This is a genomic window from Providencia sp. PROV189 (assembly GCF_028480065.1).
Taxonomy (GTDB): Bacteria; Pseudomonadota; Gammaproteobacteria; order Enterobacterales; family Enterobacteriaceae; genus Providencia; species Providencia stuartii.
The window spans coordinates 23,461-50,163 of record NZ_JAMPOG010000043.1; the positions used below are offsets into that span (position 1 = coordinate 23,461).

Below are 26,703 nucleotides of genomic sequence, written 5' to 3' on the forward strand. Positions count from 1 at the left end.
ATGATTAATAAAATAGTTTTCACAGTAACTCCTATTTACTCTATTCCTCCGAAAAGTGCGGCGGCAGTTGAGTCGTGGATATATCATGTTGCAAAAAGGTTAGAAATAGAAAATCGTATCGTATGTATTCAAAATGAGGGATATTCTCATTATTCAGAAGTCAACGAGAAATGTTCAATTGAAAGAATAAAATTTGGCAAAATCTATACTAGGCTTTTTAAAAAATGGACTAGGCTAGACCCTTATTCATATGCAGATCGTATTGTAAAAATAAAACGCAAGTTTGCGACTAATAGTGATGAAAGTATCATTATTGTTCATAACAATATTAAGTTATTTAAAAAAATAATTAAAAAAGAAGGGTATAAAAACGTTATACTCCACATGCATAACTGTTTTGAACCACAAAATGTACCTGCTAATATTAAAATCATTGTTCCGAGTCATTTCACTCATAATTGGTTTCGAGAACGTTTACCTGAAGCTTCCATTGAAGTAGTCCGAAATGGCTTTGATGGTGATATTTATTCTTTACCATCAGACATTAAACGAGAAGATATTGGTTTGAATAAAAATAATAATGTTATTCTTTTCGCTGGCAGAATTACTCGGGATAAGGGGGTGCTTGAGTTAATGAAAGCTTGCAGCATTTTATTTAAAGATAGAGCTAACTATAAGTTAGTGATTGTTGGAGATATTAATGCTGCATCAAAGGGAGAACATGCAGAATTTCAAGATGAAGTAAAAAATTATGCTCATCAGTTAGGTGAACAATGTATCCTTCTAGGAGGAATACACCCTGAAAAAATGAGGCACTATTACTCTATTGCTGATCTTGTTGCGGTTCCATCTATTGCAGATGAATCATTTTGTATGGTTGCACTTGAAGCTATGGCATCTGGATGTTCAGTCATTGCGAGCCAAAGAGGGGCAATGGTTGAATTTATTAAGCACAATGAAACGGGTTTTATATTTCGTGAACCATTATCAGCCGCTAGCATGGCGGATGATATTAATAATGCTTTAAATCATGATAATAGAAGTCAAATAGCCGATGCTGCAAAGCAGTATGCCTATGACAATTTTACATGGGAAATTGTGAAAAACGAATTGAGAAGTGTTATTGATAAGTGGTATAAATAATTTTTGCATAAGTTCTGAGCATACGTTATTAATATATTGTATTGGCGCAAATCTTGCTTACTCTATATTGAGTTAAGATGGTTTCCATCAGAATGTTGAATTTAGTAACTTATTCAACTAGTTACAGTTATTGATGTTTTTAGCATATTTTTCAGATTATTATGAATAGATATTAGGCTATGATAGAGTTTTTATATGTTCTAAAGTGATTATATTGGAGCTAAAGATAAAAACTGTTTCTTTATCATAAACTAAGTATCGAATAATAATATTCAGTAAGGTTAACAAAATGCTAAGTCATGAAATGATCAAATCACTAGTTGAAATAAGCGGCAGTAAAGCTAATGATCGTGATGACGGCTACTTTCATATTGCTTATGGGGTCGATGAAAAGTTCCTCTACGGTGTTGGCACATCAATTTCATCGATCCTTATTAATAATAAAGAGACGCATTTTCATTTCCATATTTTGGTTGATGACCTAACAGACAAACAGCTTTTCCAACAGCTAGTTGAGAGTAGCCAGCATAAAATAACCATTTATTTGATTGATAACCAAGAATTTAAGCGGTTACCGTTACCATCGCAAGCTTGGAGTCATGCCATTTATTTTAGATTAGTGATTATCGATTATCTTTCACAATCAATTGATAAATTACTCTATTTGGATGCAGATATTATTTGTAAAGGTAACCTTTCATATCTAAAAACATTGGAGTTTAATGAAAATATTTATCTTTATGCAGTAAAGGATAAATTTTGTAGTGAAAAGAAACAGCTACCAATGGAGATGAGTAAATACTTTAACTCTGGATTTTTGTATATGTCAATCCAGAAAATGGTTGAAGAAGATATTCCGAATCGGGTGATTGAATTAGTAAAAAGTAGTCATTTTACTCATCCAGATCAAGATGCCTTGAATATTTTACTTAATAATAAATTAGTGAATATCAGTGAGAACTTTAATTTTATGTTCTCTTTAGATTGGTATATTACCAGTAAGAGGGATATTAATAATATACCTGATGAGGTTGTTTTTATTCACTTTGTTGGCTTAACTAAGCCATTTCATGAATGGGCAAATTTCTATAGTGAATATCAATTTTTTGAGATTGCACGACAGAATTCGCCTTGGAAAAATATCCCTTTACTTAAAGCCGAAAGTTATAAGCAATTATCCCGTAAAAAATCACACCTAAGAAAGAATGGGAAGTTTTTGCAATTTTTATTAGCAACAGCAGAATATATGAAAAAGAAAATATTTCATTAAGGGAATGCTGACTTAGTCAGCATTACTCTGCTTAGCTTGATAGCTTTCTGTTGATCAAAATTGCTACTAAAATATTGTATAGAAAGAAAATATCTAAGAATATAAATTCAAAGAGGCAGTAAATTAAAAAATAGCCAATAGAAGAAACAAGTATCCCGACATTGAGAATATTTTTTTGGATTTTTATCGAACTAAGTAGATCTTTTAAATTAATAATATAGGCCAAACAGAATAAAATTAAACCACCTAAACCAACGTTATACATAATGTTTAGGAAGAAGGGATCATCATTATTATGTACGTACTCTTTTTTACGCTCTGAGTAGACACCTCCTCCAGAAAACCGCTCAGCATGGTTATCATTAAGATACTGGTTATAAGATACGGAACCATATCCCACGCCAAAAACTATATTTTTATTTTCATGAGTAAAAATAGGAAGTCTTGTTAAAATAATTTTATCTCTACTTGAGGTAATATTTTTAGCACTTAGAGTCTGATTTATTTTATTTTTTACTTGAGGAATTGTGGTATATGCAATAGTTGTAATACTTAAAGAAGCAATTATGAAAATGACTATATATAAAATAAATCTTTTAATACTTTTGGAGAATAAAAATAAAATAATAAGTGATTCAATAAGTAATGAAAGAACACCACCTCGGCTACCAGTATAGAGTAAAAAACAGAAAGATAAAATAGATAAAATGAACATCGCAGCTTTTAATATTTTATTTTTAAAAATAAAAAAGGCGCTAAAAGTGAATGGAAAAAGTAAGGTGGTATAGTGAGCAAAGCCATATCTGAGCTGCAAATATAAAGGCAGGTCACTACTTTTAAATTGCTTTAATACAGGTGAAATAAAGATAGTGAAAGCCAGAGTGGCAATTAGAGTATAACTGATTGTTTTTATTGATTTTGATTCATTATTTTTAAAGGCTATTAAAAATAATGAGATAATAATGACATAGCGCCAGTCATTAAAAAATTCTTTGAGTGCCTCTAGAGTAAAGCCGGGATAAGTAAAAAACAGAATACAAGACAAACACCATAAGTTGAATAAAAAGAATACCTTCTTACCCCTAACAAGGTTAATAATGTCATCTTTAATATGGATCTTATTTTTTATAATGACATAAATAGTGTAAAGGAAAAGCAAGGCGGCAGAAATGTTTAAAACACCTTGAGTATCATTTGTAAACATACCCAACATGACAAGAGAAACTAATAGGAAAGGAAGTTGGCTAATAATACTGTTTTTTATATTCACAAATCCGCCTGCTGATGAATGTCATTTTTCTTTTTAGGGTGAGCAAACGCTACGAAATGTTTTTATCGTGCTAGATAACTTATCTTTGATTGCTAATGTATGAATTGTATTTATCATATACTTGAATGTCCAGACTATCAGGCAGTTAACATTGCGATTTAGTTTAAGATATTTGATTTCTATTAATCATTTCGATGTTTAAGGATCGACTTATGCCAGAACTACCCGAGGTTGAAACCAGTCGTAGAGGGATAGAACCACATCTTGTTGGTAACTCAATTCAGTATGCAATTGTTCGTAACAGCCGCTTACGTTGGCCTGTATCAGAGCAAATTAAAAGTTTATCTGATGAAATGATTTTAAGTGTACAAAGGCGCGCTAAGTATCTGTTAATCGAACTAAAAAATGGTTGGATTATTATCCACTTAGGTATGTCGGGTAGTCTGCGTATATTGTTGGAAGAATTGCCTGAAGAAAAACATGACCATGTTGATTTGGTATTAAAAGATGGCAAAGTACTACGGTACACGGATCCTCGGCGCTTTGGTGCGTGGTTATGGTGTGATGATCTTGAAACGAGTCGTGTTTTATCCCATCTAGGCCCAGAACCTCTTTCTGATGAATTTAATGCTCAATATTTATTTGAGCAGGCAGGAAAGCGAAAAATAGCCATTAAACCTTGGCTGATGGATAACAAGGTTGTAGTGGGTGTTGGTAATATTTATGCTAATGAAGCACTATTTGCGGCGGGCATTTCACCAGAAAAAATCACGCACACATTGACTCTTGAACAATCGATTGATTTGGTCCAGCAGATCAAAAAGGTACTGCAGCGCTCTATTGAGCAGGGTGGAACCACGCTGAAAGATTTTCTACAATCCGATGGGAAACCAGGGTACTTCGCCCAAGAATTGTTTGTATATGGTAAAAAAGGTGAGCCTTGTTTGATATGTGGCACGCCAATTCTTAGTATCAAACAAGGCCAACGTAGTACCTTTTATTGTCCTCAATGTCAAAAATAAGCTTAAATTTTATTCAGCTTTTTTAGCATCGCTTCAGCGACAACGGGCGGAAGGAAAGAAGAAATATCGCCATCATGGAGTGCCACATCTTTTATCAGTGACGATGAAACAAAAGATAAGCTTTGTGAAGGGAGTAAGAATACCGTTTCCAATTCAGGAACAAAATGGCGGTTCATGTTTGCGAGCTGCCATTCATATTCAAAATCTGCAACAGAACGAACGCCACGGATAAGTATATTTGCGCCATGTTTTTGTGCGAAATTAGCCATTAGCTCAGAAAAGCCAACCACCTCAACATTGTTTAAGTGCGAGGTGACTTTTTGGGCAAGTTCAACACGCTCTTCAAGGGTAAACATGGGACTTTTGCGTTGGCTATTAGCGATAGCGAGTAATACGTGGTCAAACATTGCCGCCGCACGAGAAACAATATCAATATGGCCTGAAGTAATAGGGTCAAATGTACCAGGGTAAATCGCTTTATGTTTCATAATATTGATATCTCGTTGTTTGTTAACGCTAATTTAAAAAATTTAAATTAAGTAATATGTGCATATTATCAACATTATCGACTATTAAGTGCTGTTGCAACCGACTAATGATGCCCTAAGCGAATTTTAAAGCTATTTTTAGGTGCATATTCTGCACACTTTAATAAAAGGTTTATGTTAAGATAGCGCCAATTTTGGTAAGTGAATCAGATCGAATGTTATTGCGTTTATATCAGGTACTTCTTTATCTTATCCAGCCACTCATTTGGGTACGCCTATTAGTGCGGGGTCGCAAAGCTCCCGCGTATCGTAAGCGTTGGGGTGAACGTTATGGTTTTTGTGCTGGTAAAGTTGCGCCGGGCGGTATTCTGCTGCATTCAGTATCTGTTGGTGAAACCCTTGCCGCTGTGCCTTTGGTACGGGCATTACGGCATCACTATCCGTCATTGCCGATTACGGTAACCACGATGACACCAACAGGCTCCGAACGAGTCGTTTCGGCATTCGGTGATGATGTCTACCATGTCTACCTTCCTTATGATCTCCCGTGCTCTATGCGCCGTTTTCTTAATCAAGTTGATCCTAAATTAGTAATTATTATGGAAACGGAATTATGGCCGAATATGATTAATCAACTTAATCGTCGCCAAATACCCTTAGTGATTGCGAATGCGCGTTTGTCTGAGCGCTCTGCGGCAGGCTACCAAAAGTTAGGTAGTTTTGTGAAACGTATGTTGCGCAATGTCACGATGGTTGCTGCACAGCACCAAGAAGATGGTGAGCGTTTCATCAAGCTAGGGTTAAGACGTGTGCAATTAAATGTCACGGGGAGCCTTAAGTTTGATATTTCCGTTACCCCAGAGCTTGCGGTTAGAGCCGTCACATTACGCCGGCAGTGGGCGGCACATCGACCCGTTTGGATTGCCACTAGCACCCATGAAGGTGAAGAGGCTATCGTGTTAGCGGCACACCAGCAATTATTAAAACAATTTCCTGATTTATTACTGATTTTAGTTCCTCGTCATCCTGAACGTTTTGCCAAAGCAGAAGAACTCACCCAAAAAGCAGGCCTTAAGTTTATTCGTCGTAGTGAAGGTATTGTGCCTACTCCTGATATACAAGTGGTTGTCGGGGATACGATGGGGGAGCTGATGTTGTTATATGGAATTGCGGATTTAGCATTTGTTGGTGGCAGCCTTGTGGAAACAGGGGGACATAACCCGTTGGAAGCGGCAGCACATGCGTTACCTGTTTTAATGGGACCACATACGTTTAATTTTAAGGATATTTGTGGGAAGCTGAAGCAGGCGGATGGCTTAATTACGGTGACTGATAGCGATTCAATAGTTCAAGCAGTCACTAGCCTCCTGTCGGACGAAGATTACCGTTTATATTATGGTCGTCATGCTGCGGAAGTTTTGCATGAAAATCAGGGGGCGCTACAACGTTTATTAAAGCTTTTACAACCTTACTTGCCTCCGAGAGAGCAATAATTTTAACGATTATTTCTAATTCAGAATATTGAACTTGAATAAAACGACAATAGATGATGACTATTTGTCTTCCTTTCTTATTATTCGCTATAAACTATAGTAGAATCTGCCGTTTAATTTCCATTGGTGCTATTAGGTTTGTATTTTTATGCATGATGAGTCTGCCTAATAGATAGTGGGTACTTTTACTCAATTATTTAAGACAGTATGCCAGCAATCAATCAATCAACATCAAACAAATATGTTTATTTATGGGTCATTGGCTATGCGGTTGCATGGATTCTAGCCAGCTTTCACTTAGATCCTACAGTGCCTTATGATACGGTGGAAGCCGTTAACTGGGGGATGAATGGGGAGTGGGGTTCACCAAAAAACCCTTGGTTTGTTGGTGTTCTTATGTGGCCTGCTATTTATTTGGGTATTTCCTACAGTTTTTACTGGTACTTTATTCATTTTGTCGGGGTTGCCTTTGGTTTATTGGGGGTCTGGAAATTAGCATACCGTTTAACAGCACGTCATGACCTAGCTTGGTTTGCGATGTTGATGTTGAATTTATCGGGTGTGATTAATTTTGATATCATTCCTTACAATGATAACTATATTTTAGTGACCTTTTGGGCTTGGATAATCTACTTTTTCTTACGAGCCGTTTATGAAAATCCGGCTTGGTGGCTGCTTTTTGCTTTATTTGCAGGTTTGGCGACAATGGGGAAATATTCAACATTATCGCTGGTAGGATCGGTATTTTTATTAACGTTATTTGTTAAACAAGTTCGCCAAAGTTATCGTTATCCTGTTTTTTATTTAGCGATTGCACTTTGGTTTGCGATTGTATTACCTAATTTCTTTTGGTTAATGGCGAGTGATTTTTCTGCCTTTAAATGGGTGGATTCACAGATTGACCCAGGCTTTAATTTGCATACGACTAAGGCGGCGCTCAGCGTATTTTATCCTTTAATTATTGCCGCCATTATTTTATATAGCTGTGGTGGGAAATTAGGTTGGCCGAAATCGCTAGCAAATCGTATGGCGAATTTCTTGGTTCTTTTCCCATTAGCGGTGATCTATGGTTGGTTCTCTTTCCATGACGGTGGGCGTATTACCGAATGGTTGCAACCCTTTATGGCAGCTTGTGCCCCGCTATTTATTGGCTCTATAACAGTCATGCCGACTAAATCACTCAGAAAACCACTGATTGGTTTAGCCCTTTTCGGTGTCGTGGTTCTGTTAGGTTATTGTGTTGTGCAAGCGGCTAATATTAAGGGCGCAGGGCAAAAATTTATTGGCGTGAAAACGTTGATCGCGGAGGGTGAAGATCGCTGGCATGAACGTTATGGCGTTCCACTAAAATATGTTGGTGGTGAAGATAATTTACATCAATGGTTTATTATCTACGCAAAAGATAGGCCACATGTGATCCAGCCTTGGACTCTTGAACATCATATGCCGCCGAATGTGTATAACCGCAAGATTACAGAAGCGGAGATCCGCCAGCATGGTGCGTTGCTGTTAGGTCGTAAGTATGATGATTGCGCTCATGAGAATTTTGATAAGGTTCGTCAGTACTGGCCACAATTTACGATTGAGAAAGAAGAGGTTATCTATCGTTCAGAGCCGGATGCTGAGCCAGAAACCATGTGTTTTGGGTTTATTGCGCCAGAGAAATTATAGGTAAGAATATTAAAACGGCTAATGTTTTAGCCGTTTTAATTCGTATAGATTAATTATAAGTGCTCTTTTAATTGGCTAAAAATTGCCATTGGTTTTATTGAACTCATAGTACCATCCACAGATTTAATTTCATGTTGCTCTAAACCATAGCCGCCAATCAGCCCGGGATCTGTTGGGCCAAACAGGGTGAAATTCGGTTTATCTAATGCGGCGGTTAAATGGCTAAGGCCAGTATCAACAGAAACCACCGCCTTAGCATTAGCAATTTGTAGAGCAACTTGGGCTAAGGTTAATTTAGGCAAAACTTCGACAAAATCAAACCCATCTGCAAGGCGTAATGCCCTTTGGTGTTCATGCTCTGCGCCCCATGGCAGTTTTATTTTTAAACCACTGTTGGCCATTAACCCAATCAGTTCTCGCCAGTGCTCTTCAGGCCAGTGTTTATCATCACGAGTGGTTGAATGCAAGAACACCACATAGTCATCCTGTGTGACTGTGGGGGCATGTAAAAAATGTTGAGCGATGGCATAGTCACCTTGCGCTTTAGGACAATCGTAGGCAAGACTCGCGGCAAACAGTTGGCGAATACGTTCTACGGCGTGCTGTTGCTTACTAATTTGGTATTTATAGTCGTAAAAAAAACTGGCAATAGGCTCTCGAATACTGTGGCGATCATAGCCATGTTTAGGGCCATCTGCGAGACGCGTGACCAGAAAGGCACTTTTCAATAGGCCTTGAGCATCAATAATCGCATCATAGCGGGTTGCAGTCAGTTGCTGGCGAAATGCAGCACGTTCGGCGCGAATGGGGGCAGAAAACCAGTTTTTACGCCAACGGCGGATAGCAACAGGGATCACTTGATTGACTGCGCTGTGCCATGTGGGGATCTGCGCAAAACCCTCTTCCACAACCCAATCGAATTGGATATGAGGAAAGGCTTGCTGTGCATCCGTTAGTGCGGGTAGGGAGTGTAACACATCCCCCATCGATGAAGTCTTTACTAGCAGTACGCGCATCAAGCAACACCTATTTGTAATCGCGCCAGCGCATCAACCACTAATTGAGGTTGAATATCGATGAGACTTTGATGATAACCGCTTGCCCCATCACCTTTACGAACTTTATGGTAGCCACTAATTAAGCGGATAACTTCTGCTTTATTCGATAGTGGAGGCGTAAAATCAGGGCTACTTGGGCCATATAGGGCAACAAGCGGTTTATCCAATGCAGCAGCAACATGCATCAGTCCTGAATCATTGCTGACAACGGCCTGACAGCTAGCAATTAAATTCACAGCTTGTTCTAAAGACGTTTTACCTGCAAGGTTACTACAATGCTCATGCGCACTGTCCGTTAGGCTTTGGCGAATTTCCTCACCTGCATCATGATCTTTTTGTGAGCCAAATAAGAGAACTTGATAACCTTTTTCGCTGATCAACTGCTCCGCTAGCGCGGCGTAGTGATAGTGTGGCCAACGTTTAGCCGGACCAAATTCTGCACCAGGGCAGAAGCCAATAATTGGGCGTGTGGTATTGATATTAAACGCTTTAATAGCCTCAGTGACTTCTTGTTCATTAACAGCCAGTTTAGGCCATAAGATAGGCTCTGGAATATCTGCTGCGCTGTGAATGTTTTGCTTATCATAAGCTAATGCAACATAGCGCTGCACCATCAACGGAAAAGCGGCTTTATCTAATGTACGGAGGTCATTAAGTAGTCCATAACGCATCTCACCGCGCCAACCCGTTCGTTTGGCAATTTTGGCAAAGAAGGGCACCAAAGCAGATTTAAATGAGTTCGGAAGAACAATGGCTTGGTCATAACCATTTTGGCGTAAGCTAAGGCCAAGTTTACGGCGCTCACCAATCGCGAGCGCACCATGGCCTAATGGCATTGGGATGGCGGCATTGACTTCGGGCATTTTCGCCAATAGAGGGCGGCACCATTGAGGTGCCATCACATCAATTTGTGCTTGGGGATATTGAGCCTTTAGCGTGCGATATAGGCTCTGTGACATCATCATATCCCCTACCCATGAGGGGCCGATCACCAATATTTTCATAAAGTTGTATTAATCTTCTTTATTCAGCCATTGCATATATTCAGCTACGCCTTCGGCAACTGTTTTAAAAGGTGCCTTATAGCCAGCCGTACGTAATTTTGTCATGTCTGCTTGTGTGAAGCTTTGATAGCGCCCTTTTAGTTTCTCAGGGAATTCAATGTATTCAACAGAAACATTTTTATCACTGTGGAATTGTGTCACTGCATCGGCTACGGCTTGGAATGACTCGGCACGGCCTGTACCACAGTTAAAGATCCCTGAAATATTGTTCTGCCAGAACCATAAATTGACTGCGGCAACATCGCCGACATAAATAAAGTCACGGCGGAAGTTTTCACTGCCTTCAAATAGCTTGGGTTGTTGACCTTCATTAATTTGCTTATTCAGATGGTAAGCGACACTTGCCATGCTGCCTTTATGACCCTCACGAGGACCATATACGTTGAAGTAACGGAAACCACAAATTTGCGACTGTGCTTCTGGCAAAATTTCGCGAACGTACTGGTCAAAGAGGAATTTCGAATAGCCATACACGTTGAGTGGCTTTTCGAACTGGCGATCTTCAATAAAATTATCACTACGACCACCGTATGTTGCTGCTGAAGAGGCGTAGAGGAATGGGATTTCGCGCTCTAAGCAAAAATGCAGTAACTCTTTCGAATACTGATAGTTATTATCCATCATATACTTGCCATCCCATTCAGTTGTGGATGAGCAAGCACCTTCATGGAATACCGCATCGACATCACCAAAATCATCACCGGCGATAATACTCGCAATAAAATCTTCTTTATCAATGTAATCAGCAATATCGAGGTCAACAAGGTTGGCAAACTTAGTACCGTCTTTCAGATTATCGACAACGAGAATATCTGTACGACCAGCATCATTTAATGCTTTGACAATGTTGCTACCAATAAAACCAGCTCCGCCAGTGACAATGATCATCGGGCATACCTCAAATGGGTTAAGAACAAAAAGGATACGAATTGTTTTTCATAATAGCATTTCTGCGCGCTGACGACACCATAACTAGCAGACAAACATTCTAGAGGCTACATTTTTATAGGGTAATGATCGTGATCTTGGCTGCAAACTTAATTTATTTATGCTGCATCAGTCGATAGTTTTAGTATCTATTATTAAACTCTAAAAATCGTTACATAACAGGAATAAATCATGTCAGAACTATTTTATCAGCAGATTAAAGAGCAGTTAGCCCAAACAGAGGCTGCTGGTTTGTTTAAGCATGAGCGGATAATTACTTCCTCGCAAGATGCAGATATTGAAATTGTTGGTAATAAGCGAGTTGTTAATTTTTGTGCCAACAATTACTTGGGATTAGCAAATCACCCAGATTTGATTGAAGCCGCGAAGCAGGGTATGGATAGTCACGGTTTTGGTATGGCTTCTGTCCGTTTTATTTGTGGAACACAAGATAGCCATAAACAACTCGAAAAGAAATTGGCTGATTTTTTAGGTATGGAGGACGCCATACTCTATTCCTCTTGTTTTGATGCGAATGGGGGATTATTTGAAACCTTGCTAGGCCCCGAAGACGCGGTCATTTCAGATGCGTTAAACCATGCTTCCATTATCGATGGAATACGCCTTTGTAAAGCTAAACGGTATCGTTATGCAAATAATGATATGGCAGAGCTTAGGGCTTGTCTCGAAGAGGCTAAAGCCGCAGGTGCACGCCACATTTTGATTGCGACGGATGGTGTCTTCTCAATGGATGGTGTTATTGCCAATTTGAAAGCGGTTTGTGACCTAGCAGATGAATTCCAAGCATTAGTGATGGTTGATGATTCTCATGCGGTTGGTTTTGTTGGTAAAAATGGCCGCGGCACCCATGAATATTGTGATGTAATGGGGCGAGTAGACATTATTACAGGAACACTGGGTAAAGCGCTTGGTGGGGCTTCAGGCGGTTATACGGCGGCAAAAAAAGAAGTCGTCGAGTGGTTACGTCAACGCTCTCGTCCTTACTTATTTTCCAACTCATTAGCCCCCGCTATCGTTGCGGCCTCGATTAAAGTCATCGATATGATGAGTGAGGGGGATGCGCTACGTGAGCGGTTATGGCGTAATGCCGCGCTATTTCGTGAAAAGATGTCTGCGGCAGGCTTTACTCTCGCTGGCGCCGATCATGCCATTATTCCCGTTATGTTAGGGGATGCGGCGCTTGCTCAAGTTTTTGCAAATGAATTACTAGAAGAAGGTATTTATGTAACTGGTTTCTTCTACCCTGTTGTTCCTCAAGGACAAGCGCGTATTCGTACACAAATGTCGGCGGCACATACGGAAGAAGATATTTTACGCGTTGTAGACGCATTCACCCGCATAGGCAAAAAACTGAAAGTCATTTCCTAATGATAATAATATAAGGCCGTTCTATGAAAGCACTGTCTAAATTAAAAGCAGAACCAGGTATATGGATGACAGAAGTTCCAAAACCGGAACTAGGGCACAATGATGTGATGATAAAAATCCGTAAAACCGCCATTTGTGGTACGGATGTTCATATCTATAACTGGGATGAATGGTCACAAAAAACCATTCCTGTTCCAATGGTTGTGGGCCATGAATATATTGGGGAAATTGTTGAGATAGGACAGGAAGTCAAAGGCTTTAAAATCGGTGATCGTGTTTCCGGTGAGGGGCATATTACATGCGGTCACTGTCGCAACTGTCGTGGGGGGCGCACGCATTTATGCCGTAACACGATTGGCGTGGGGGTAAATCGCCCCGGCTGTTTTGCACAATACCTTGTGTTGCCTGCATTTAATGCGTTTAAAATCCCCGATAATATTCCAGATGAAATTGCTGCTATCTTTGACCCATTTGGTAACGCGGTTCATACTGCGCTCTCTTTTGATCTTGTTGGTGAAGATGTTTTAGTTTCAGGAGCAGGGCCTATCGGTATTATGGCTGCCGCGGTGTGCCGACATGTGGGGGCTCGTCACGTTGTTATCACTGATATCAATGACTATCGATTAGAGCTAGCTAAAAAAATGGGTGTCACTCGCGCGGTGAATGTGGGGCGTGAAAATCTAAAAGATGTGATGAAAGAGCTTGGCATGCAAGAAGGCTTTGATGTGGCTTTAGAGGTATCTGGCTCTCCTGCGGCTTTTCACTCTATGCTAGACACGATGAACCACGGCGGTCGCATTGCTTTATTGGGGATCCCATCTTCAGAAATGGCGATTGATTGGAGTAAAGTGATTTTTAAAGGCCTATTTATCAAAGGTATTTATGGCCGAGAGATGTTTGAAACTTGGTATAAAATGGCGACCTTGATCCAATCTGGGTTAGATCTTTCACCAATAATCACCCATCAATTTTCTATCGATGATTTCCAAAAGGGCTTTGACGTGATGCGTTCAGGGCAGTCAGGAAAAGTGATATTAAATTGGGATTAGTCGGTGGTATTCCAGTTGCCGAATTTGTGCGGCAACTGGAAAACAGTGTTAGGGTTTTTGTTGTGTAAAGAGCGGCTATTTTGGGGCAGATAATAGCGGCCGTAGCGTCTTATCTTGATAAATTGATTCAACCACAAACATCAGAAAATCAATCCCTTCTAGCGACGTATTTTCTGGCACTGTAAACTCACATACCCCGAGCCTAACTGGCTCCAGCGCCGTATCTTTAGGGTTGACTGTAGAAGGCGTGGGCTGTTTATTCGGCGTTTCAGGCTGCATTTTTAACGGTTTTTGGTCTGTGGGTTGCGAACTTCCTTGTAATAAGGCGCTTACCGAGACAAGTTCTATATCTGCAGGGAGTTGCGGCAAGTATTTCTGTAAAGCACGAACGGTCGAAGGGTGTGGATGACCTATCGCAATCGCATTGCCATGTTTACGTGCATAGGCGACCGCTTTATTAAGTTGAACGCGAGTTTCTTCCTCTGATTGATGGTTATCAAGGAAGATATGGCGGCGTACAACGGGAACACCAAATTCATTTGCGGCTTTTACGGCCTGCGTATTTCCGATGGTCACGCTATCTAAAAAGAAAAAGTTCGCCTTAGACAGTGAGTTCATGACATGGCGCATACCTGAAAGACTAGAGGTCATTTCACTGCCCATATGATTATTCATGCCTTTGGCATAAGGCACTTGGCTAATGGCTCGTTTGATAATACGGTCAATTTCTTCGGCGCTCATGGTTGGTGAAAGGGTGTTTTTTTCGAGTGGTTGCTTGCTAAGGGGTTTCATCGGCATGTGAATGATAACCTCTCGCCCTTGCTGATGGGCTTTATTGGCAACAAGCTGACCATGAGGTGAATCAGGCAAGATAGCAATCGTGATTGGCGTCGGCAGCGCCAATATTTGGTTATCTTCTTTCGTGCGATAGCCAAAGTCATCAATGACTATCGCTAATTTTGCTGCACTAGCCTGAAGGCTCATCATCAAAAGAGATAAACCGATGAGTCGCATAAAAGGCCGGCGTTTTGACATAATTATATTCCTAACTATTTATTTGGCTATCTACCTAGCCAAGGGCGAGGGTTGACCGTTTTACCCTGCCGACGAATTTCGAAGTACAGTGCTGGTCGCTCTTGCCCACCACTACTTCCCACAAGGGCGATAGGTTGCCCAGCGCGAACTTCTTGCCCAACATTGACGAGAGCACTTTGGTTATAGCCATATAAGCTCATATCGCCTTTACCATGTTCAACCACGACGACGAGGCCATAACCTTGTAGCCAGTCAGCAAGTAGTACACGGCCATCGGCAATGGCTTTGACTTGTGTGCCTTCGTTAGCGCCGATAACCATACCTTTCCAGCGTAGCTCACCTGAAATTGCCTCACCATAATTGTGCAGGGTCTGTCCGCGAACTGGCCATAGTGCTTGCCCCGCAGGGCGGCCTAAGCCGCCGGTACGAGACATGAGTGAACGCTCACTCTCTGAAGGTTTATAAGTCGAGCCTTTTTGTTTGGCTTTACGCTCTTTTTCGGCCACTTCAGCACGAATACGTGCGGCTTCACGTGCTTCACGCTCCGCTCTGGCTTTCGCCTCACGTTCAGCACGCGCGATCTTATCTCGCAACCTAGATTCATTTTGTTTCATGATGGCAAGATTTTTTTGATCTTCTTTAAGCGTACTTTCAAGGGCCGCAAGAGTTTGCTTACGTGCTGCCTGAGCCTTATCGAGTTTACGTTTTTCTTGCTGTTGGCGAGCTAAAGCTGTTTTTTGTTCCGCTTGTTTTTGCTGCTCAAGCTGTTTTTGCTGATTTAGCTCAAGGGTGGTGGCCTCAAGCTGTTTAATATTTTTTTCGCGCGCTTGATTGAGGTAGCTGTAATAGGCGAGGATACGCTCTTCCCGTTGGCCTTCTTCACCTTTTAAAAACAGTGATAGGCCTTGGTGCTTACCTAATCGAAAGGCTGCGTCAAGTTGCTCGGCAAGTAACTTTTCGTGCTCGGCTTTTTGCTTTTGCAATCGGTTAATATTGCTGCTTAATGAGGAAATCTCTTTATCTAATTGCTTAAGTTGAGATTGTGTCTCATGTAGCTCACGCCCTGCCGCAGAAATGTTTTTCTCTTGCTGTTGGAGTTGATTCAGCAATGATGCCCGTTTGGCTTGCTGGTTTTTGACGCTTTTTTCTTTTTCAGCGATATTTTGCAGCAAATTTTGGAGCTGATCTTTATTTTCGGTGATCTGATTGGCCGCCAATACCTGATTAGGCACCAGAGAGATTAATCCACAAACGAACAGGGTTGAAGCAATAGCCTGACGAATAGCTGCTTTTTTCATCCGGTTATGTGTATTGGCCATTCTGATAGAAAACCTCGAATAAATGCGATAGCTGATTATTTCATCTGATAGCGTGAGTTACCAGCACCCTATTCTGAATATTGCAACAAATCGCGCCGAACCAAACGCGTTTTATGACCTGATGAAAACTAAATTATCTTGTAATAATTAGCATATCATCATTTGTCATCCTATTGATTGTATAGTGTATCGCGCCATTTTGTAGCATTAAATCAAATATTTTCAGTGCTCGTTAGTGCCTCTGTGTCTTTTTCCACCACACAGAATGCTTGATTTTAACAGTGCAATTTTTTGTCACGCTTTGTGCTTATGGTAAAATGGTTCGTCTATATTGATAAATAAACGCTATTTTGTTGGGATTAGAGACCATTTCTGCGGAGTGTTTCGCAAAAAAAACAATGTAGTTTGCGCTAACTGGCTGTAATTAGCTCAACACAAAGGTATACTCTGAACCCTTTGGTATTCGTTTTTAACTAACGGGAGTGATTGCCCCCCATGATGCAAGAAATCATGCAATTCGTCAGCCGGAACATGTTATTGAGTCTGGTTTGGATCGCACTATTTGTCGCGGTGGTCGTAATGACCTTTAAAGGTTTGTTCTCTAAATCAAAAGTGATCACTCGCGCGCAGGCGATTGCTCTGATTAATAAAGAAGAGGCAGTCGTTGTGGATTTACGTACTCGTGACGACTTCCGCAAAGGGCACATTATTGATTCTATCAACTTAACGCCATCTGAAATTAAAGACAATAATTTAGGTGAGCTAGATAAACACAAACAGAAACCCGTTATTGTGGTCTCTGCAAGTGGTATGGAATCAGGTAAACCGGCTGAGCACCTCGTCCAGCACGGTTTTGAAAAAGTCTTTATCTTAAAAGAAGGGATTGCTGGCTGGTCAGGTGAAAACCTGCCGTTGGCTCGTGGTAAGAAATAATTTATCCGGCGTGTAAATTGTCATATATCCAATGATGCTCATTTGAGACAGGTTAGTTTGAACATCGGCGGGTCTATACAGTCAAATTCATATGGAAGTTAAAAGGTATTAAAACTATGTCAGAACAAAACAACTCAGAAATGGTATTCCAGATCCAACGTATCTATACAAAAGATGTTTCATTTGAAGCACCGAATGCACCACATATTTTCCAGCATGAGTGGCAGCCAGAAATCAAACTGGATTTGGATACTTCTTCTACTCAATTGACTGAAGGTGTTTATGAAGTTGTTTTGCGTGTTACCACAACAGCAAAACTGGGTGAAGAAACTGCATTCCTGTGTGAAGTTCAACAAGCCGGTGTATTCTCAATCGAAGGTATTGAAGGCACGCAAATGGCACATTGCTTAGGTGCATACTGCCCTAACATTCTGTTCCCATATGCACGTGAAGCAATCACTAGCATGGTGAGCCGTGGTACATTCCCTCAACTGAACCTTGCGCCAGTTAACTTTGATGCACTGTTTATGAATTATTTGCAACAGCAGCAAGGTGAATCAGCGCCAGATACAGAAGCTCAACAGGACGCTTAATGAAAACTGCTTCAATGACAGTCATCGGTGCCGGATCTTACGGCACCGCTTTAGCCATTACGTTAGCTCGTAATGGTCATCAGGTTGTGCTGTGGGGGCATGATCCTCAGCATATCCATACATTACAACAAGAACGTAGCAATCAGGCATTTTTGCCTGGCGTTTCTTTCCCTGATAGTTTATCTCTCGAAGCGGACCTCAAACGTGCCGTGGAAGCGAGTCCGAATATCTTGATCGTAGTACCAAGCCACGTTTTTGGTGATGTACTCAAGCAAATTCAACCTCATCTCCAAGCCAATTCTCGTGTTATTTGGGCGACTAAAGGCTTAGAAAGAGATACAGGACGCTTATTACAAGATGTGGCACGTGAAGTATTAGGCAATGAAATTCCACTCGCGGTGCTATCTGGCCCTACGTTTGCCAAAGAGCTGGCGGCGGGGATGCCGACGGCAATTTCGGTTGCGGCAACCGACAGCCAATTTGGCGATGAACTGCAACAACTTTTCCATTGCGGTAAGAGTTTCCGTGTGTACAAAAACCCTGATATGGTCGGCGTACAGCTTGGCGGAGCCGTGAAGAACGTCATTGCGATTGGCGCGGGTATTTCTGATGGTATGGGGTTTGGCGCGAATGCGCGTACCGCATTAATTACCCGTGGCCTTGCCGAAATGAGCCGGTTAGGTGCGGCATTAGGTGCTGATCCTGCCACCTTTATGGGTATGGCGGGGTTAGGTGACTTAGTGTTAACCTGTACTGATAACCAATCACGTAACCGCCGTTTTGGTATGATGCTCGGCGATGGGGTGAGTGTCAGTGAAGCCGAAAAAGAGATTGGCCAAGTGGTGGAAGGCTATCGCAATACTAAAGAAGTGAAAGCGCTTGCTGAGCGTACTGGTGTTGAGATGCCTATCACGGAGCAAATTTATCAAATCCTCTATTGCCATAAAAATGTGTTAGAGGCTGCACAGGCTCTATTAGGGCGTGCAACAAAAGATGAAATTGCTTATACGCCGACGTCGAAAGATTAAAGTTAAAAGATAAGTGAGTCATTATGTCGCGAGAAGAATTGGATAGGATCTGGGGGTTTATTAAAGAGGAAGCAAAATCGCTTGCTGATTGTGAACCGCTACTAGCCAGTTTTTTTAATGCAACACTGCTAAAGCATGACAACTTAGGCAGTGCGCTCAGCTATATGTTAGCAAACAAGCTAAGCTCTCCCATTATGCCTGCGATGGAAGTGAGGGAGATTGTTGAAGAAGCGTATCGTAATGATGAGCAGATGATCTTTTCAGCCGCAATGGATTTATCCGCCGTGCGTCTACGTGACCCCGCGGTGGATAAATACTCTACGCCACTCCTCTACCTTAAAGGGTTCCATGCATTGCAAGGTTACCGTATTGGGCATTGGCTATGGAAAGAGGGGCGCCAAGCGCTTGCGGTTTACCTGCAAAATCAAATATCAGTCACTTTTGCAGTGGATATTCACCCTGCTGCTCGTATTGGTTGTGGCATTATGCTGGATCATGCTACGGGCATTGTGATTGGTGAAACTGCCGTTGTTGAGAACGATGTTTCTATTCTTCAATCCGTGACTTTAGGTGGTACAGGCAAAACCTGCGGTGACCGTCACCCTAAAGTACGAGAAGGCGTGATGATCGGCGCTGGCGCGAAGATTCTTGGTAATATTGAGATAGGTCGTGGCGCAAAAATTGGTGCTGGCTCGGTTGTTCTTCACCCTGTTCCCCCTCATACAACCGTCGCGGGTGTACCTGCTCGGGTGGTTGGCAAGCCAAATAGTGATAAACCATCATTTGAGATGGATCAGAACTTTAATGGTTCGATTTATGGTTTTGAAGATGGCGATGGGATTTGAGAAGAGTCATTATTTTATCTGAGTTGAAACTGCTAAAAGATATGGATGAATATACTAGCCATACAGATGAGTTATTTCATGTTACTGTATCACAATTTATTGAACCTTTTAATAATAACGACAAGCAATAATAGTTAAACCCTCATCGTCTATTGAATAAATGAGCCTATTTGTTTCATCTATTCGTTTAGACCAGAAGCCAGCTAAGTTTTCTTTTAGTGGTTCTGGTTTTCCTATCCCATAAAAGGGAGTTCTTTTAGTATCGTCAATGAGCTTATTAATGCGTTTGAGCTTTTTTTGTCTTGGGTTTGCCAGTATAGATAGTCTTCCCATCCTTGGTCAGTTCATATTAAAAATCTACTCATTTATAAGCTCTCTTTTCTTTACTTTTCCGGCTTTAAATTGATCGATTGATTTATTTAAATGTTCGGCATTTGCTGGTGAGCGTAATAAATCGTTTCCATTAGGCTATTGTAATAACTCTAAAGACATAACTACAGCATCCTCTGAGTCACGACGAGTGATGATAGTTGTATCTGCATCATCAACAACGCTATCTAATACCGATTTTAGATTATTTCTAGCATCACTAAATGAAATTGTTTTCATTTACCCTCCTATACTTGTACTTTATTCTGTACAGGTATAATGGCGTTATAAGGACAGTTCAAGAATGCATGGCTGCTAAATCAGTCGCGTAATAATGCTCCTGCGTAACCCAACTGCCTCCATGCCTCGAACACCACCACTGCAACAGAGTTGGATAGGTTCATACTGCGACTATCTGCCAACATAGGGATACGAATTTTTTGCTCAATTGGCATATTGTCGAGTACGTAAGGGGGTAATCCCCGCGTTTCTGGACCAAACATTAAATAATCATCTTGCCGATAGCTTACATTACTGTGGCTTGGCTTACCTTTGGTGGTTAAAGCAAAAACGCGAGCACCGCTAGCAGATTGGTTATTATCAGGACTTAAGCCTTCGCTATCTAAAAAAGCATAATAGTCATGATGGTGTTTGATATCGGCGAATTCACTGTAATCTAAGCCTGCACGGCGTAGTCGCTTATCATCCCAAGTAAAGCCTAGCGGATGGATAAGGTGCAAACTAAATCCGGTATTGGCACAAAGGCGAATAATATTGCCCGTATTTGGCGGGATCTCTGGTTCGAATAAAACAATATGTGGCATAACGAATGGTTGTATTAAACAGTCAAGTTAGATGGAACAATGAGGAAGGATTTTACGCGCAAATGGTACAAGTTGCATGTAGTTGTTGAAGCTAAATAAAAAAGCGGGTTCGATAAGGAACCCGCTGTTAAGTGAAGGATCTCAATTAAAGGCTATTGCTGCTTATAGCCGTTAGGGTTTTGAGATTGCCAACGCCAGCTGTCATTAACCATATCTTGTACTGAATATTGTGCTTTCCATCCTAAATCATTAAAGGCCTTTTTAGGGCTAGACCAACATTCAGCGATATCGCCAGGGCGGCGCTCAACAATTTTATACGGGATAGGTTTACCTGATGCTTTTTCAAAAGCAGCAATCATCTCTAATACACTCGTTCCTTTACCCGTACCTAGGTTATAGATATGTAGGCCTGCTTGATGGCTGACATTATTTAATGCTGCAATATGACCGCTAGCTAAATCCATAACATGGATATAATCACGTACGCCAGTACCATCTGGAGTTGGGTAATCAGAGCCAAATACCATGACTTCTTTATGACGACCAACTGCTACTTGAGCGATATAAGGTGTTAGGTTATTTGGAATACCCTGTGGGTCTTCACCAATTAAGCCTGATTGGTGTGCGCCAACGGGATTAAAGTAGCGTAGTAAAGTAACCGACCAATCGTTATGTGCAATATATAGATCAGCAAGAATACGCTCAACCATATATTTACTGGTGCCATATGGGTTGGTAGTACCACCGACTTTAGAGTCTTCGGTTAATGGTACTTCTTCTGGATCACCATACACAGTAGCCGATGAGCTAAAAATTAAGCTTTTGACGCCCGCTTTTTGCATACTGGCAAGTAATACTAACGTGCCATTGACGTTATTATCATAATACTCAATCGGTTTTTGAACGGATTCACCAACCGCTTTTAACCCAGCAAAGTGGATCACCGATGTGATTTGGTGCTCAGCAAAAATCGTATCCAGAATAGCGTTATCACGTACATCACCGGCATAGAAGACAGGTTTTGTACCTGTGATGGTTTCAATGCGGTTGAGTACTTCTGGGTTGGCATTACATAAATTATCTAAAATAATTGGTTGCATGCCTTGTTCAATCATCTGCACACAGGTATGGCTACCAATGTAGCCAAGACCGCCTGTGACTAAGACCTTTGTATGATTCATTTTAAATTCCTGTACGACTAGTACTCATAGACATAGTTATAGTCGTCTGATTTCGCATCGATACCATTGAGGATCACGCCTGTGATTTCGATATCGTTTTGTTTAAAGCGTTTTAGCGATAGCTCAACGTCTTTCACCGTATTGACACCATAGTAGGCAATAAGCAGTGAGGTGCCGACGTACTTACCGATAATCGCAGAGTCAGTGATTGCTAAGATTGGGGCGGTATCGATAACCACGATATCATATTGCCCTTTCACCGTGTCGAGCAGGTGTTTAAAACGTTCTCCCATCAGTAACTCAGAAGAGTGAGTGACATTTTTACCACGGCAGATCACATCTAGGTTTTCAATCACACCACGGTGGATGGTCGGTTGCGTAATGTCCTGCTGAGCCAAATATTCGGATAACCCCGCTTTATTGCTTAAACCAAAGGCTTTATGAATACGGCCTTTACGTAAGTCGGTATCAATTAAGAGAACTTTTTTACCCGCATTAGCTAATACAACCGCCATATTAGAGGTAACAAAGCTTTTACCTACGCCCGGTGACGCACTACTGATCATCACCAAGTTATTCCCTTGGTTCATCACCGAGAAGTAAACGCTGGTACGCAGGGAACGGATGGCTTCTACTGCCGTATCGGCTGGGTTTTCCAATGCAAGTGGGGGCTTATTCCCCGCTGCAATTAATTTTTTCTCATGAGTAGAGAATGGAATAGTGGCATAGACGTTAACACCTAATGCATCGATATCTTCAGTACCTTTAATCTTATTATTAAAGAACTCACGGGCGATCACATAAGCGCAACCCACAATAAAACCGAGGATCGTCGCCAGAACCATTATGAGCGCTTTTTTCGGTGCCACGGCATTAGGTTGGGATTCTGCCGAGTCAATAATACGCACATCGGCGGTGATCCCGGAGTTTAATACGCTCAGCTCTTGCTGTTTGGCCACTAGCTGATTATAGATAGCTTGCTCGGACTCTACATCACGGGTTAAACGTACTATCTGTTGCTGGGTATTGGGAAGTTTTTGGATATTTTTACTGATTTTCTCTTTTTCACGTAACAGTTGCTGACGCTTATCCAGCAATGATTGGTAAGCAGGGTGGTTACGGGTATAGAGCTGCTGGATCTCTACCTCTTTAAAGGTTAATTCATTGAGTTTTTCTTCGACTTGCAAGGCGCTATCAAGAGCTGATTTAGCCTCTAAGGACAGGTCGATAGATTCATTCTTTTTACGGAAAGCATTTAATTGGTTTTCATAGTTGTCCAATTTAGTTTTTACTTTCGGTAAGTATTCATCTAGGAATAGTAGAGTATTGTTGGTAACCTCTTTTTTGCGCTCGGTATTTTGATCCACATAATTTTGAATAATACTATTCAGAATTTGCACATTTTCCGCTTTATCGGCACCTTTAATAGCAAGATTAATAATCCCCGTGCCTTTACCGACTTCTGCAATCGTTAAGGTATTACGTAGGTTTTCAATGGTCGAATAACGGGCATCTTTAGATAAGGTAAATTCTTGTCCGACTTCAGCATTGATTGAGGATACCAGCAAGCTGATTTCATCTTGTTTTAGGAGTTCGCCCACTTTGCCTTCAAAGGTTTGGTTATCAATATGAAGAGCATAACGGTTTTCGCCTAAATAGGTCACAATAGCGGGTTCACCAATAAGATGTTCAGGTAAAGAATAGAGGGAAATAGCGATAGAAGCTTTGTCTCCCCAAAGCCTATCGAAAAAACCAGCCGGTGCGGTGTGGGTATCTAAATTAAGGTCTGCAACCGTTTTACCGAGCACCATCCGAGACTTAATGACCTCGATTTCGGAATCGGCTTGGCTATTACTATTAGCAAATGGCATCACATCGCTCATTTGATCTAACAATGAAACTTGGCTCATTTTATCGTATTGCAGTGTCGCATTGGCTTGATAGATTGGTGTCGCTAGAAAACTATAAGCGGCACCAATAACAATAAAAAAGAGGGTAAAAAAGCCGATTTTAAGGTAGCTGGATTTGAGTACCTTAAATAGCGCCAGCAGATCGATTTCGTCAGAGGTAGCGGAGCTGGTTTTTGTCGTGTTCATAATCAATTAACGTTAAGCCTTCAAATAGTAAAATTAAATTTTCCCTTGCCACTGTATAACGGCTTTTTCCATCAGTTGATAAACATGCTCGAACATTTCATCACTGCGTTTATGCGGATCTGGGATCTCGGTTTTATTTAGCCACTGGCCGAACAGCATGACTTTGCCACGCGTCTCGGGGAACTGTTGATGGATTCTATCAATATGGTCGTTTTCCATCACTAGGATTAAGTCTGCTTCTTTACATAATTCACTGGTTAAACGACGTGATTGATGGCCATCTAAAGAGAGATTGTGGTTTTGTGCAATACGGATGGCGCTATCATAAGCGGGGCGATCCTCTTTGGCGATAATGCCCGCGGAGTGCACCTTTTTATCGGGGAAATGGGTTTGTAATAGGCGCTCCCCCGTGGGGGAGCGGCAAATATTCCCCATACAGACAACGAGAATATTATTAAACATATGGATTACCAGTCATGAATACGTTTAGTACCTTCGGTTAACTGATTATAAGTTGCGATGGTTGGTAGCAATTGGGTGATTAGGCGGTTCCAACGTACAACTGGAGCGGCTGTGACATAAACTAAGTCATAAGGTTGCAGTTTAAATTCAGTTCCCATCACCATGGCAGTGGCATCGGATAAATCTAACTGATAGACCGCCGCCATTTTTTTCGGCAGTAGGGCATCCAGCTCTTTATCACCTGAGGTTTGGTTTTTAATTGGACGGATGACAAATACGCCAGTTGCATTAGCGGTATTTTGATCTGTACCGCCTGCTTTACTCAATGCTTCGGTGATACTCATGCCAGCACGGTCAATGGTTAGGGTATTTGGCTGACCCACTTCGCCCATCACAAATACTTTCTGCCCGTCGTTACGTGGTACGTATAACACATCACCCGGTAGCATCAGATGGTTTTGCGTTAGGTCGCCATACTGAACTAATGCTTGCAGTGAGATTTTAATTTCTTTGCCATTTCGGGTGAGTACGACATTGTCCCAATCGGCTTTTTCAGTCAGGCCGCCTGCATTATTAAAGGCCTCTAAAACCGTTAGCGGTACGTTAGTAATCGGCAGTGTACCGGGTTTAGCCACTTCACCTGAAACATACATTTTCTGTGAGCGGAAGGCGGCAATGCTGACATCCACTTGCGGAGACTCAATATAGGTTGCAAGGCGGTTGCTAATTAAGTTACGGATTTCAGTGACGGTTTTACCGATAACTTTAACTTTACCAATATACGGATAGTAGATAGTACCATCGGAATGCACCCAGTTACCGGAGTCCGCGGCGCTACGGTAAGAGCCAGCAGGAATGGTTAACTCAGGGTGATCCCATACCGTAATGGTTAATACATCACCCACACCAACACGGTACTCATAGGTTGCAAGTTGCTTCTCTAAGGTTGGGTTGGGTTTTGCGATAACCTGTGGGGTATACATCTCATCTAATAGTTTTGGCGAGATCGGGTAGATATCGACAAATTTAGAAATATCACGATCGCCAGTGTCGACGACATTTTTCCCCGAGGTAGACATATAGACACCAGGGGTAACGGTACAGCCAGTTAATGCGGTGAGCATTAGCGCAATAACAGAAAGATGTTTCATAAACTAGCTATTCCTTTAGTAGGAGTTTATCGTAAGTAAAGCTAATAGAATATAACGGTTATTCTAATGAAAATCATTTATTTCATGTTATTAGAACACTTTTACTTCTTTAGTATACTCGAATGTTTTAAGAAACCATTGATGGTATAAAAAGAAAAATACCAGAAAGTCTGAAAAGGATTAAGTTTTAAAACTTCTCGATAAAATTGCCACTGATATCTAGCAGCATTCAACTTATTTTGAGTCATACCGGAGTCTGTCCGATAATAAGCTAACACTTTAGGGTAACAATAAGCTTTCTTTTCGATGGAAAGCAATGTTAACCATAGTCCAAAGTCTTGCCTTTTTCTAATCAGCGGCATGTATTGTTTACCAAAGTAATCAGCATCATAGATTACTGTCAGACAACCTATTACATTACCGTATAATGATTTATGGTAGGTTGTGAATGTTGGAGCTGTGACAATTTTTCCTAATCCGTTGTTACTTATATGTTGGTAATAACTAAAAGTAAAATTGTAATTATTATCTAACATAAAAGAAACTTGTTCTTTTAATTTATTTTTTAACCAAATATCATCACTATCTAAAAAGGCAATAAAACGTCCTTTAGCACTTTCGATACCTTTATTTCGAGAATACCCAGCACCATGATTTTCATCAGAAAGAATGATATGAACCCTAGGGTCATCAATCTTTTTAAGAATACTTCTAGTATTATCTGTTGAATTATCGTCGATAATTATCAATTCAAGATTATCATACTCCTGCTCTAAAACAGACTGTATTGACTCCTGAATGTTTTTTTCTGCATTATAACAGGGCATGATTACAGAAACTAAAGGCTTGTCAAAAAACAAATTCATTTAATCGTTACCAAATAGGTCGCGGGTATACACTTTATCCGCCACATCTTCGATTTCAGGCACCATCCGGTTAGCCAAAATAATATCGCTATCCGCTTTAAAGGCCTCAAGGTCACGGTAGACTTTTGAACGGAAGAACTCATCTTCTTTCAGCACT

General features: G+C 41.0%; 25 protein-coding genes and 2 pseudogenes. 11 read left to right on the forward strand and 16 right to left on the reverse strand.

The genetic code is table 11. From position 1 onward, the window contains the following. Together PR833_RS18125 and PR833_RS18130 are read left to right on the forward strand one after the other, a co-directional pair. The gene (locus PR833_RS18125) at window positions 1–1,143 is read left to right on the forward strand and encodes a glycosyltransferase (RefSeq protein ID WP_272526396.1); all 1,143 of its coding nucleotides are present in this window, start codon (window positions 1–3) and stop codon (window positions 1,141–1,143) included. A gap of 289 nt (window positions 1,144–1,432) precedes the next feature. After that, a complete protein-coding gene (locus PR833_RS18130) occupies window positions 1,433–2,413 on the forward strand; it encodes a glycosyltransferase (RefSeq protein ID WP_036942491.1) in 981 nt (326 codons plus the stop codon). Between the two features lie 31 nt (window positions 2,414–2,444). On the opposite strand, the gene PR833_RS18135 is transcribed toward PR833_RS18130, so the two are convergent. Beyond that, a complete protein-coding gene (locus PR833_RS18135) occupies window positions 2,445–3,683 on the reverse strand; it encodes an O-antigen ligase family protein (RefSeq protein ID WP_154598607.1) in 1,239 nt (412 codons plus the stop codon). A gap of 212 nt (window positions 3,684–3,895) precedes the next feature. Between PR833_RS18135 and mutM the strand changes: the two genes are divergently transcribed. Next, complete coding sequence (gene mutM, locus PR833_RS18140; protein ID WP_014657203.1) at window positions 3,896–4,705, forward strand: bifunctional DNA-formamidopyrimidine glycosylase/DNA-(apurinic or apyrimidinic site) lyase; 810 nt, start codon at window positions 3,896–3,898, stop codon at window positions 4,703–4,705. Window positions 4,706–4,707: 2 nt separating this feature from the next. Here the strand turns inward: mutM and coaD are convergent, their stop codons facing one another. Beyond that, complete coding sequence (gene coaD / locus PR833_RS18145) at window positions 4,708–5,193, reverse strand: pantetheine-phosphate adenylyltransferase (RefSeq protein WP_004924268.1); 486 nt, start codon at window positions 5,191–5,193, stop codon at window positions 4,708–4,710. A 215-nt stretch (window positions 5,194–5,408) separates the two neighbouring features. On the opposite strand from coaD, the gene waaA reads away from it, so the two are divergent. Beyond that, window positions 5,409–6,686, forward strand: a complete 1,278-nt coding sequence (waaA, locus tag PR833_RS18150; RefSeq protein WP_004924272.1) for a lipid IV(A) 3-deoxy-D-manno-octulosonic acid transferase — start codon at window positions 5,409–5,411, stop codon at window positions 6,684–6,686. Between the two features lie 207 nt (window positions 6,687–6,893). Beyond that, window positions 6,894–8,357 (forward strand): ArnT family glycosyltransferase, encoded by a 1,464-nt coding sequence (locus PR833_RS18155; protein WP_272526397.1) that lies wholly within the window; start codon window positions 6,894–6,896, stop codon window positions 8,355–8,357. A 53-nt stretch (window positions 8,358–8,410) separates the two neighbouring features. Here PR833_RS18155 and rfaC read toward each other — a convergent pair whose 3' ends face one another. Genes rfaC through rfaD form a run of 3 tightly spaced genes read right to left on the reverse strand, consistent with a single transcriptional unit; the run spans window position 8,411 to window position 11,367 of the window. After that, on the reverse strand, window positions 8,411–9,373 hold the full coding sequence (gene rfaC, locus PR833_RS18160; RefSeq protein ID WP_272526398.1) for a lipopolysaccharide heptosyltransferase RfaC: 963 nt from the start codon (window positions 9,371–9,373) through the stop codon (window positions 8,411–8,413). After that, a complete protein-coding gene (gene rfaF / locus PR833_RS18165) occupies window positions 9,373–10,419 on the reverse strand; it encodes an ADP-heptose--LPS heptosyltransferase RfaF (RefSeq protein ID WP_004924285.1) in 1,047 nt (348 codons plus the stop codon). The genes rfaC and rfaF overlap by 1 nt, the downstream gene beginning before the upstream one ends. Before the next feature lie 9 nt (window positions 10,420–10,428). Beyond that, window positions 10,429–11,367: an ADP-glyceromanno-heptose 6-epimerase gene (gene rfaD, locus PR833_RS18170; protein ID WP_004924289.1), complete on the reverse strand. Its 939-nt coding sequence runs from the start codon at window positions 11,365–11,367 to the stop codon at window positions 10,429–10,431. A 231-nt stretch (window positions 11,368–11,598) separates the two neighbouring features. On the opposite strand from rfaD, the gene PR833_RS18175 reads away from it, so the two are divergent. Both PR833_RS18175 and tdh read left to right on the forward strand, forming a co-directional pair. After that, window positions 11,599–12,795 carry a glycine C-acetyltransferase gene (locus PR833_RS18175; protein ID WP_004924294.1) on the forward strand — a complete coding sequence of 399 codons (1,197 nt, stop codon included), beginning with the start codon at window positions 11,599–11,601 and terminating at the stop codon, window positions 12,793–12,795. 23 nt (window positions 12,796–12,818) lie between these two features. Then, a complete protein-coding gene (tdh, locus tag PR833_RS18180; protein WP_036942514.1) occupies window positions 12,819–13,844 on the forward strand; it encodes an L-threonine 3-dehydrogenase in 1,026 nt (341 codons plus the stop codon). Window positions 13,845–13,919: 75 nt separating this feature from the next. On the opposite strand, the gene PR833_RS18185 is transcribed toward tdh, so the two are convergent. Both PR833_RS18185 and envC read right to left on the reverse strand, forming a co-directional pair. Continuing rightward, the gene (locus tag PR833_RS18185; protein ID WP_272526399.1) at window positions 13,920–14,879 is read right to left on the reverse strand and encodes a divergent polysaccharide deacetylase family protein; all 960 of its coding nucleotides are present in this window, start codon (window positions 14,877–14,879) and stop codon (window positions 13,920–13,922) included. A 26-nt stretch (window positions 14,880–14,905) separates the two neighbouring features. Then, window positions 14,906–16,198, reverse strand: a complete 1,293-nt coding sequence (envC, locus tag PR833_RS18190; RefSeq protein ID WP_154610458.1) for a murein hydrolase activator EnvC — start codon at window positions 16,196–16,198, stop codon at window positions 14,906–14,908. 495 nt (window positions 16,199–16,693) lie between these two features. On the opposite strand from envC, the gene PR833_RS18195 reads away from it, so the two are divergent. The 4 genes from PR833_RS18195 to cysE all read left to right on the forward strand — a co-directional run bounded on the left by PR833_RS18195 (window position 16,694) and on the right by cysE (window position 19,597). Further along, complete coding sequence (locus PR833_RS18195) at window positions 16,694–17,131, forward strand: rhodanese-like domain-containing protein (RefSeq protein WP_004924305.1); 438 nt, start codon at window positions 16,694–16,696, stop codon at window positions 17,129–17,131. Between the two features lie 116 nt (window positions 17,132–17,247). After that, the gene (secB, locus tag PR833_RS18200; protein WP_014657213.1) at window positions 17,248–17,724 is read left to right on the forward strand and encodes a protein-export chaperone SecB; all 477 of its coding nucleotides are present in this window, start codon (window positions 17,248–17,250) and stop codon (window positions 17,722–17,724) included. Then, window positions 17,724–18,752 (forward strand): NAD(P)H-dependent glycerol-3-phosphate dehydrogenase, encoded by a 1,029-nt coding sequence (gene gpsA, locus PR833_RS18205; RefSeq protein WP_004924313.1) that lies wholly within the window; start codon window positions 17,724–17,726, stop codon window positions 18,750–18,752. The genes secB and gpsA overlap by 1 nt, the downstream gene beginning before the upstream one ends. Window positions 18,753–18,775: 23 nt before the next feature. Then, window positions 18,776–19,597: a serine O-acetyltransferase gene (gene cysE, locus PR833_RS18210; RefSeq protein ID WP_004924317.1), complete on the forward strand. Its 822-nt coding sequence runs from the start codon at window positions 18,776–18,778 to the stop codon at window positions 19,595–19,597. 108 nt (window positions 19,598–19,705) lie between these two features. Here cysE and PR833_RS18215 read toward each other — a convergent pair. From PR833_RS18215 to PR833_RS18255, 9 genes and pseudogenes are all read right to left on the reverse strand, one after another. Beyond that, a pseudogene (locus PR833_RS18215) lies at window positions 19,706–19,941 on the reverse strand (Txe/YoeB family addiction module toxin); the annotation flags it as partial. Between the two features lie 124 nt (window positions 19,942–20,065). Beyond that, window positions 20,066–20,206 carry a type II toxin-antitoxin system Phd/YefM family antitoxin gene (locus tag PR833_RS20475; protein ID WP_427864963.1) on the reverse strand — a complete coding sequence of 47 codons (141 nt, stop codon included), beginning with the start codon at window positions 20,204–20,206 and terminating at the stop codon, window positions 20,066–20,068. An 80-nt stretch (window positions 20,207–20,286) separates the two neighbouring features. Continuing rightward, the gene (trmL, locus tag PR833_RS18225; RefSeq protein WP_014657216.1) at window positions 20,287–20,790 is read right to left on the reverse strand and encodes a tRNA (uridine(34)/cytosine(34)/5-carboxymethylaminomethyluridine(34)-2'-O)-methyltransferase TrmL; all 504 of its coding nucleotides are present in this window, start codon (window positions 20,788–20,790) and stop codon (window positions 20,287–20,289) included. A gap of 152 nt (window positions 20,791–20,942) precedes the next feature. Next, window positions 20,943–21,971, reverse strand: coding sequence for a UDP-glucose 4-epimerase GalE (gene galE / locus PR833_RS18230; protein WP_004924333.1), 1,029 nt, complete (start codon window positions 21,969–21,971; stop codon window positions 20,943–20,945). A 17-nt stretch (window positions 21,972–21,988) separates the two neighbouring features. Continuing rightward, window positions 21,989–24,067, reverse strand: a complete 2,079-nt coding sequence (locus PR833_RS18235) for a polysaccharide biosynthesis tyrosine autokinase (protein ID WP_272526401.1) — start codon at window positions 24,065–24,067, stop codon at window positions 21,989–21,991. A 33-nt stretch (window positions 24,068–24,100) separates the two neighbouring features. Then, a complete protein-coding gene (locus PR833_RS18240) occupies window positions 24,101–24,529 on the reverse strand; it encodes an arsenate reductase/protein-tyrosine-phosphatase family protein (RefSeq protein ID WP_014657219.1) in 429 nt (142 codons plus the stop codon). Between the two features lie 5 nt (window positions 24,530–24,534). Next, complete coding sequence (locus PR833_RS18245) at window positions 24,535–25,680, reverse strand: polysaccharide export protein (protein ID WP_036942520.1); 1,146 nt, start codon at window positions 25,678–25,680, stop codon at window positions 24,535–24,537. A gap of 101 nt (window positions 25,681–25,781) precedes the next feature. Continuing rightward, the gene (locus tag PR833_RS18250) at window positions 25,782–26,546 is read right to left on the reverse strand and encodes a glycosyltransferase family 2 protein (protein WP_036942521.1); all 765 of its coding nucleotides are present in this window, start codon (window positions 26,544–26,546) and stop codon (window positions 25,782–25,784) included. Then, window positions 26,547–26,703: pseudogene (locus PR833_RS18255) on the reverse strand (UDP-glucose 6-dehydrogenase); the annotation flags it as partial. It abuts the gene before it with no gap.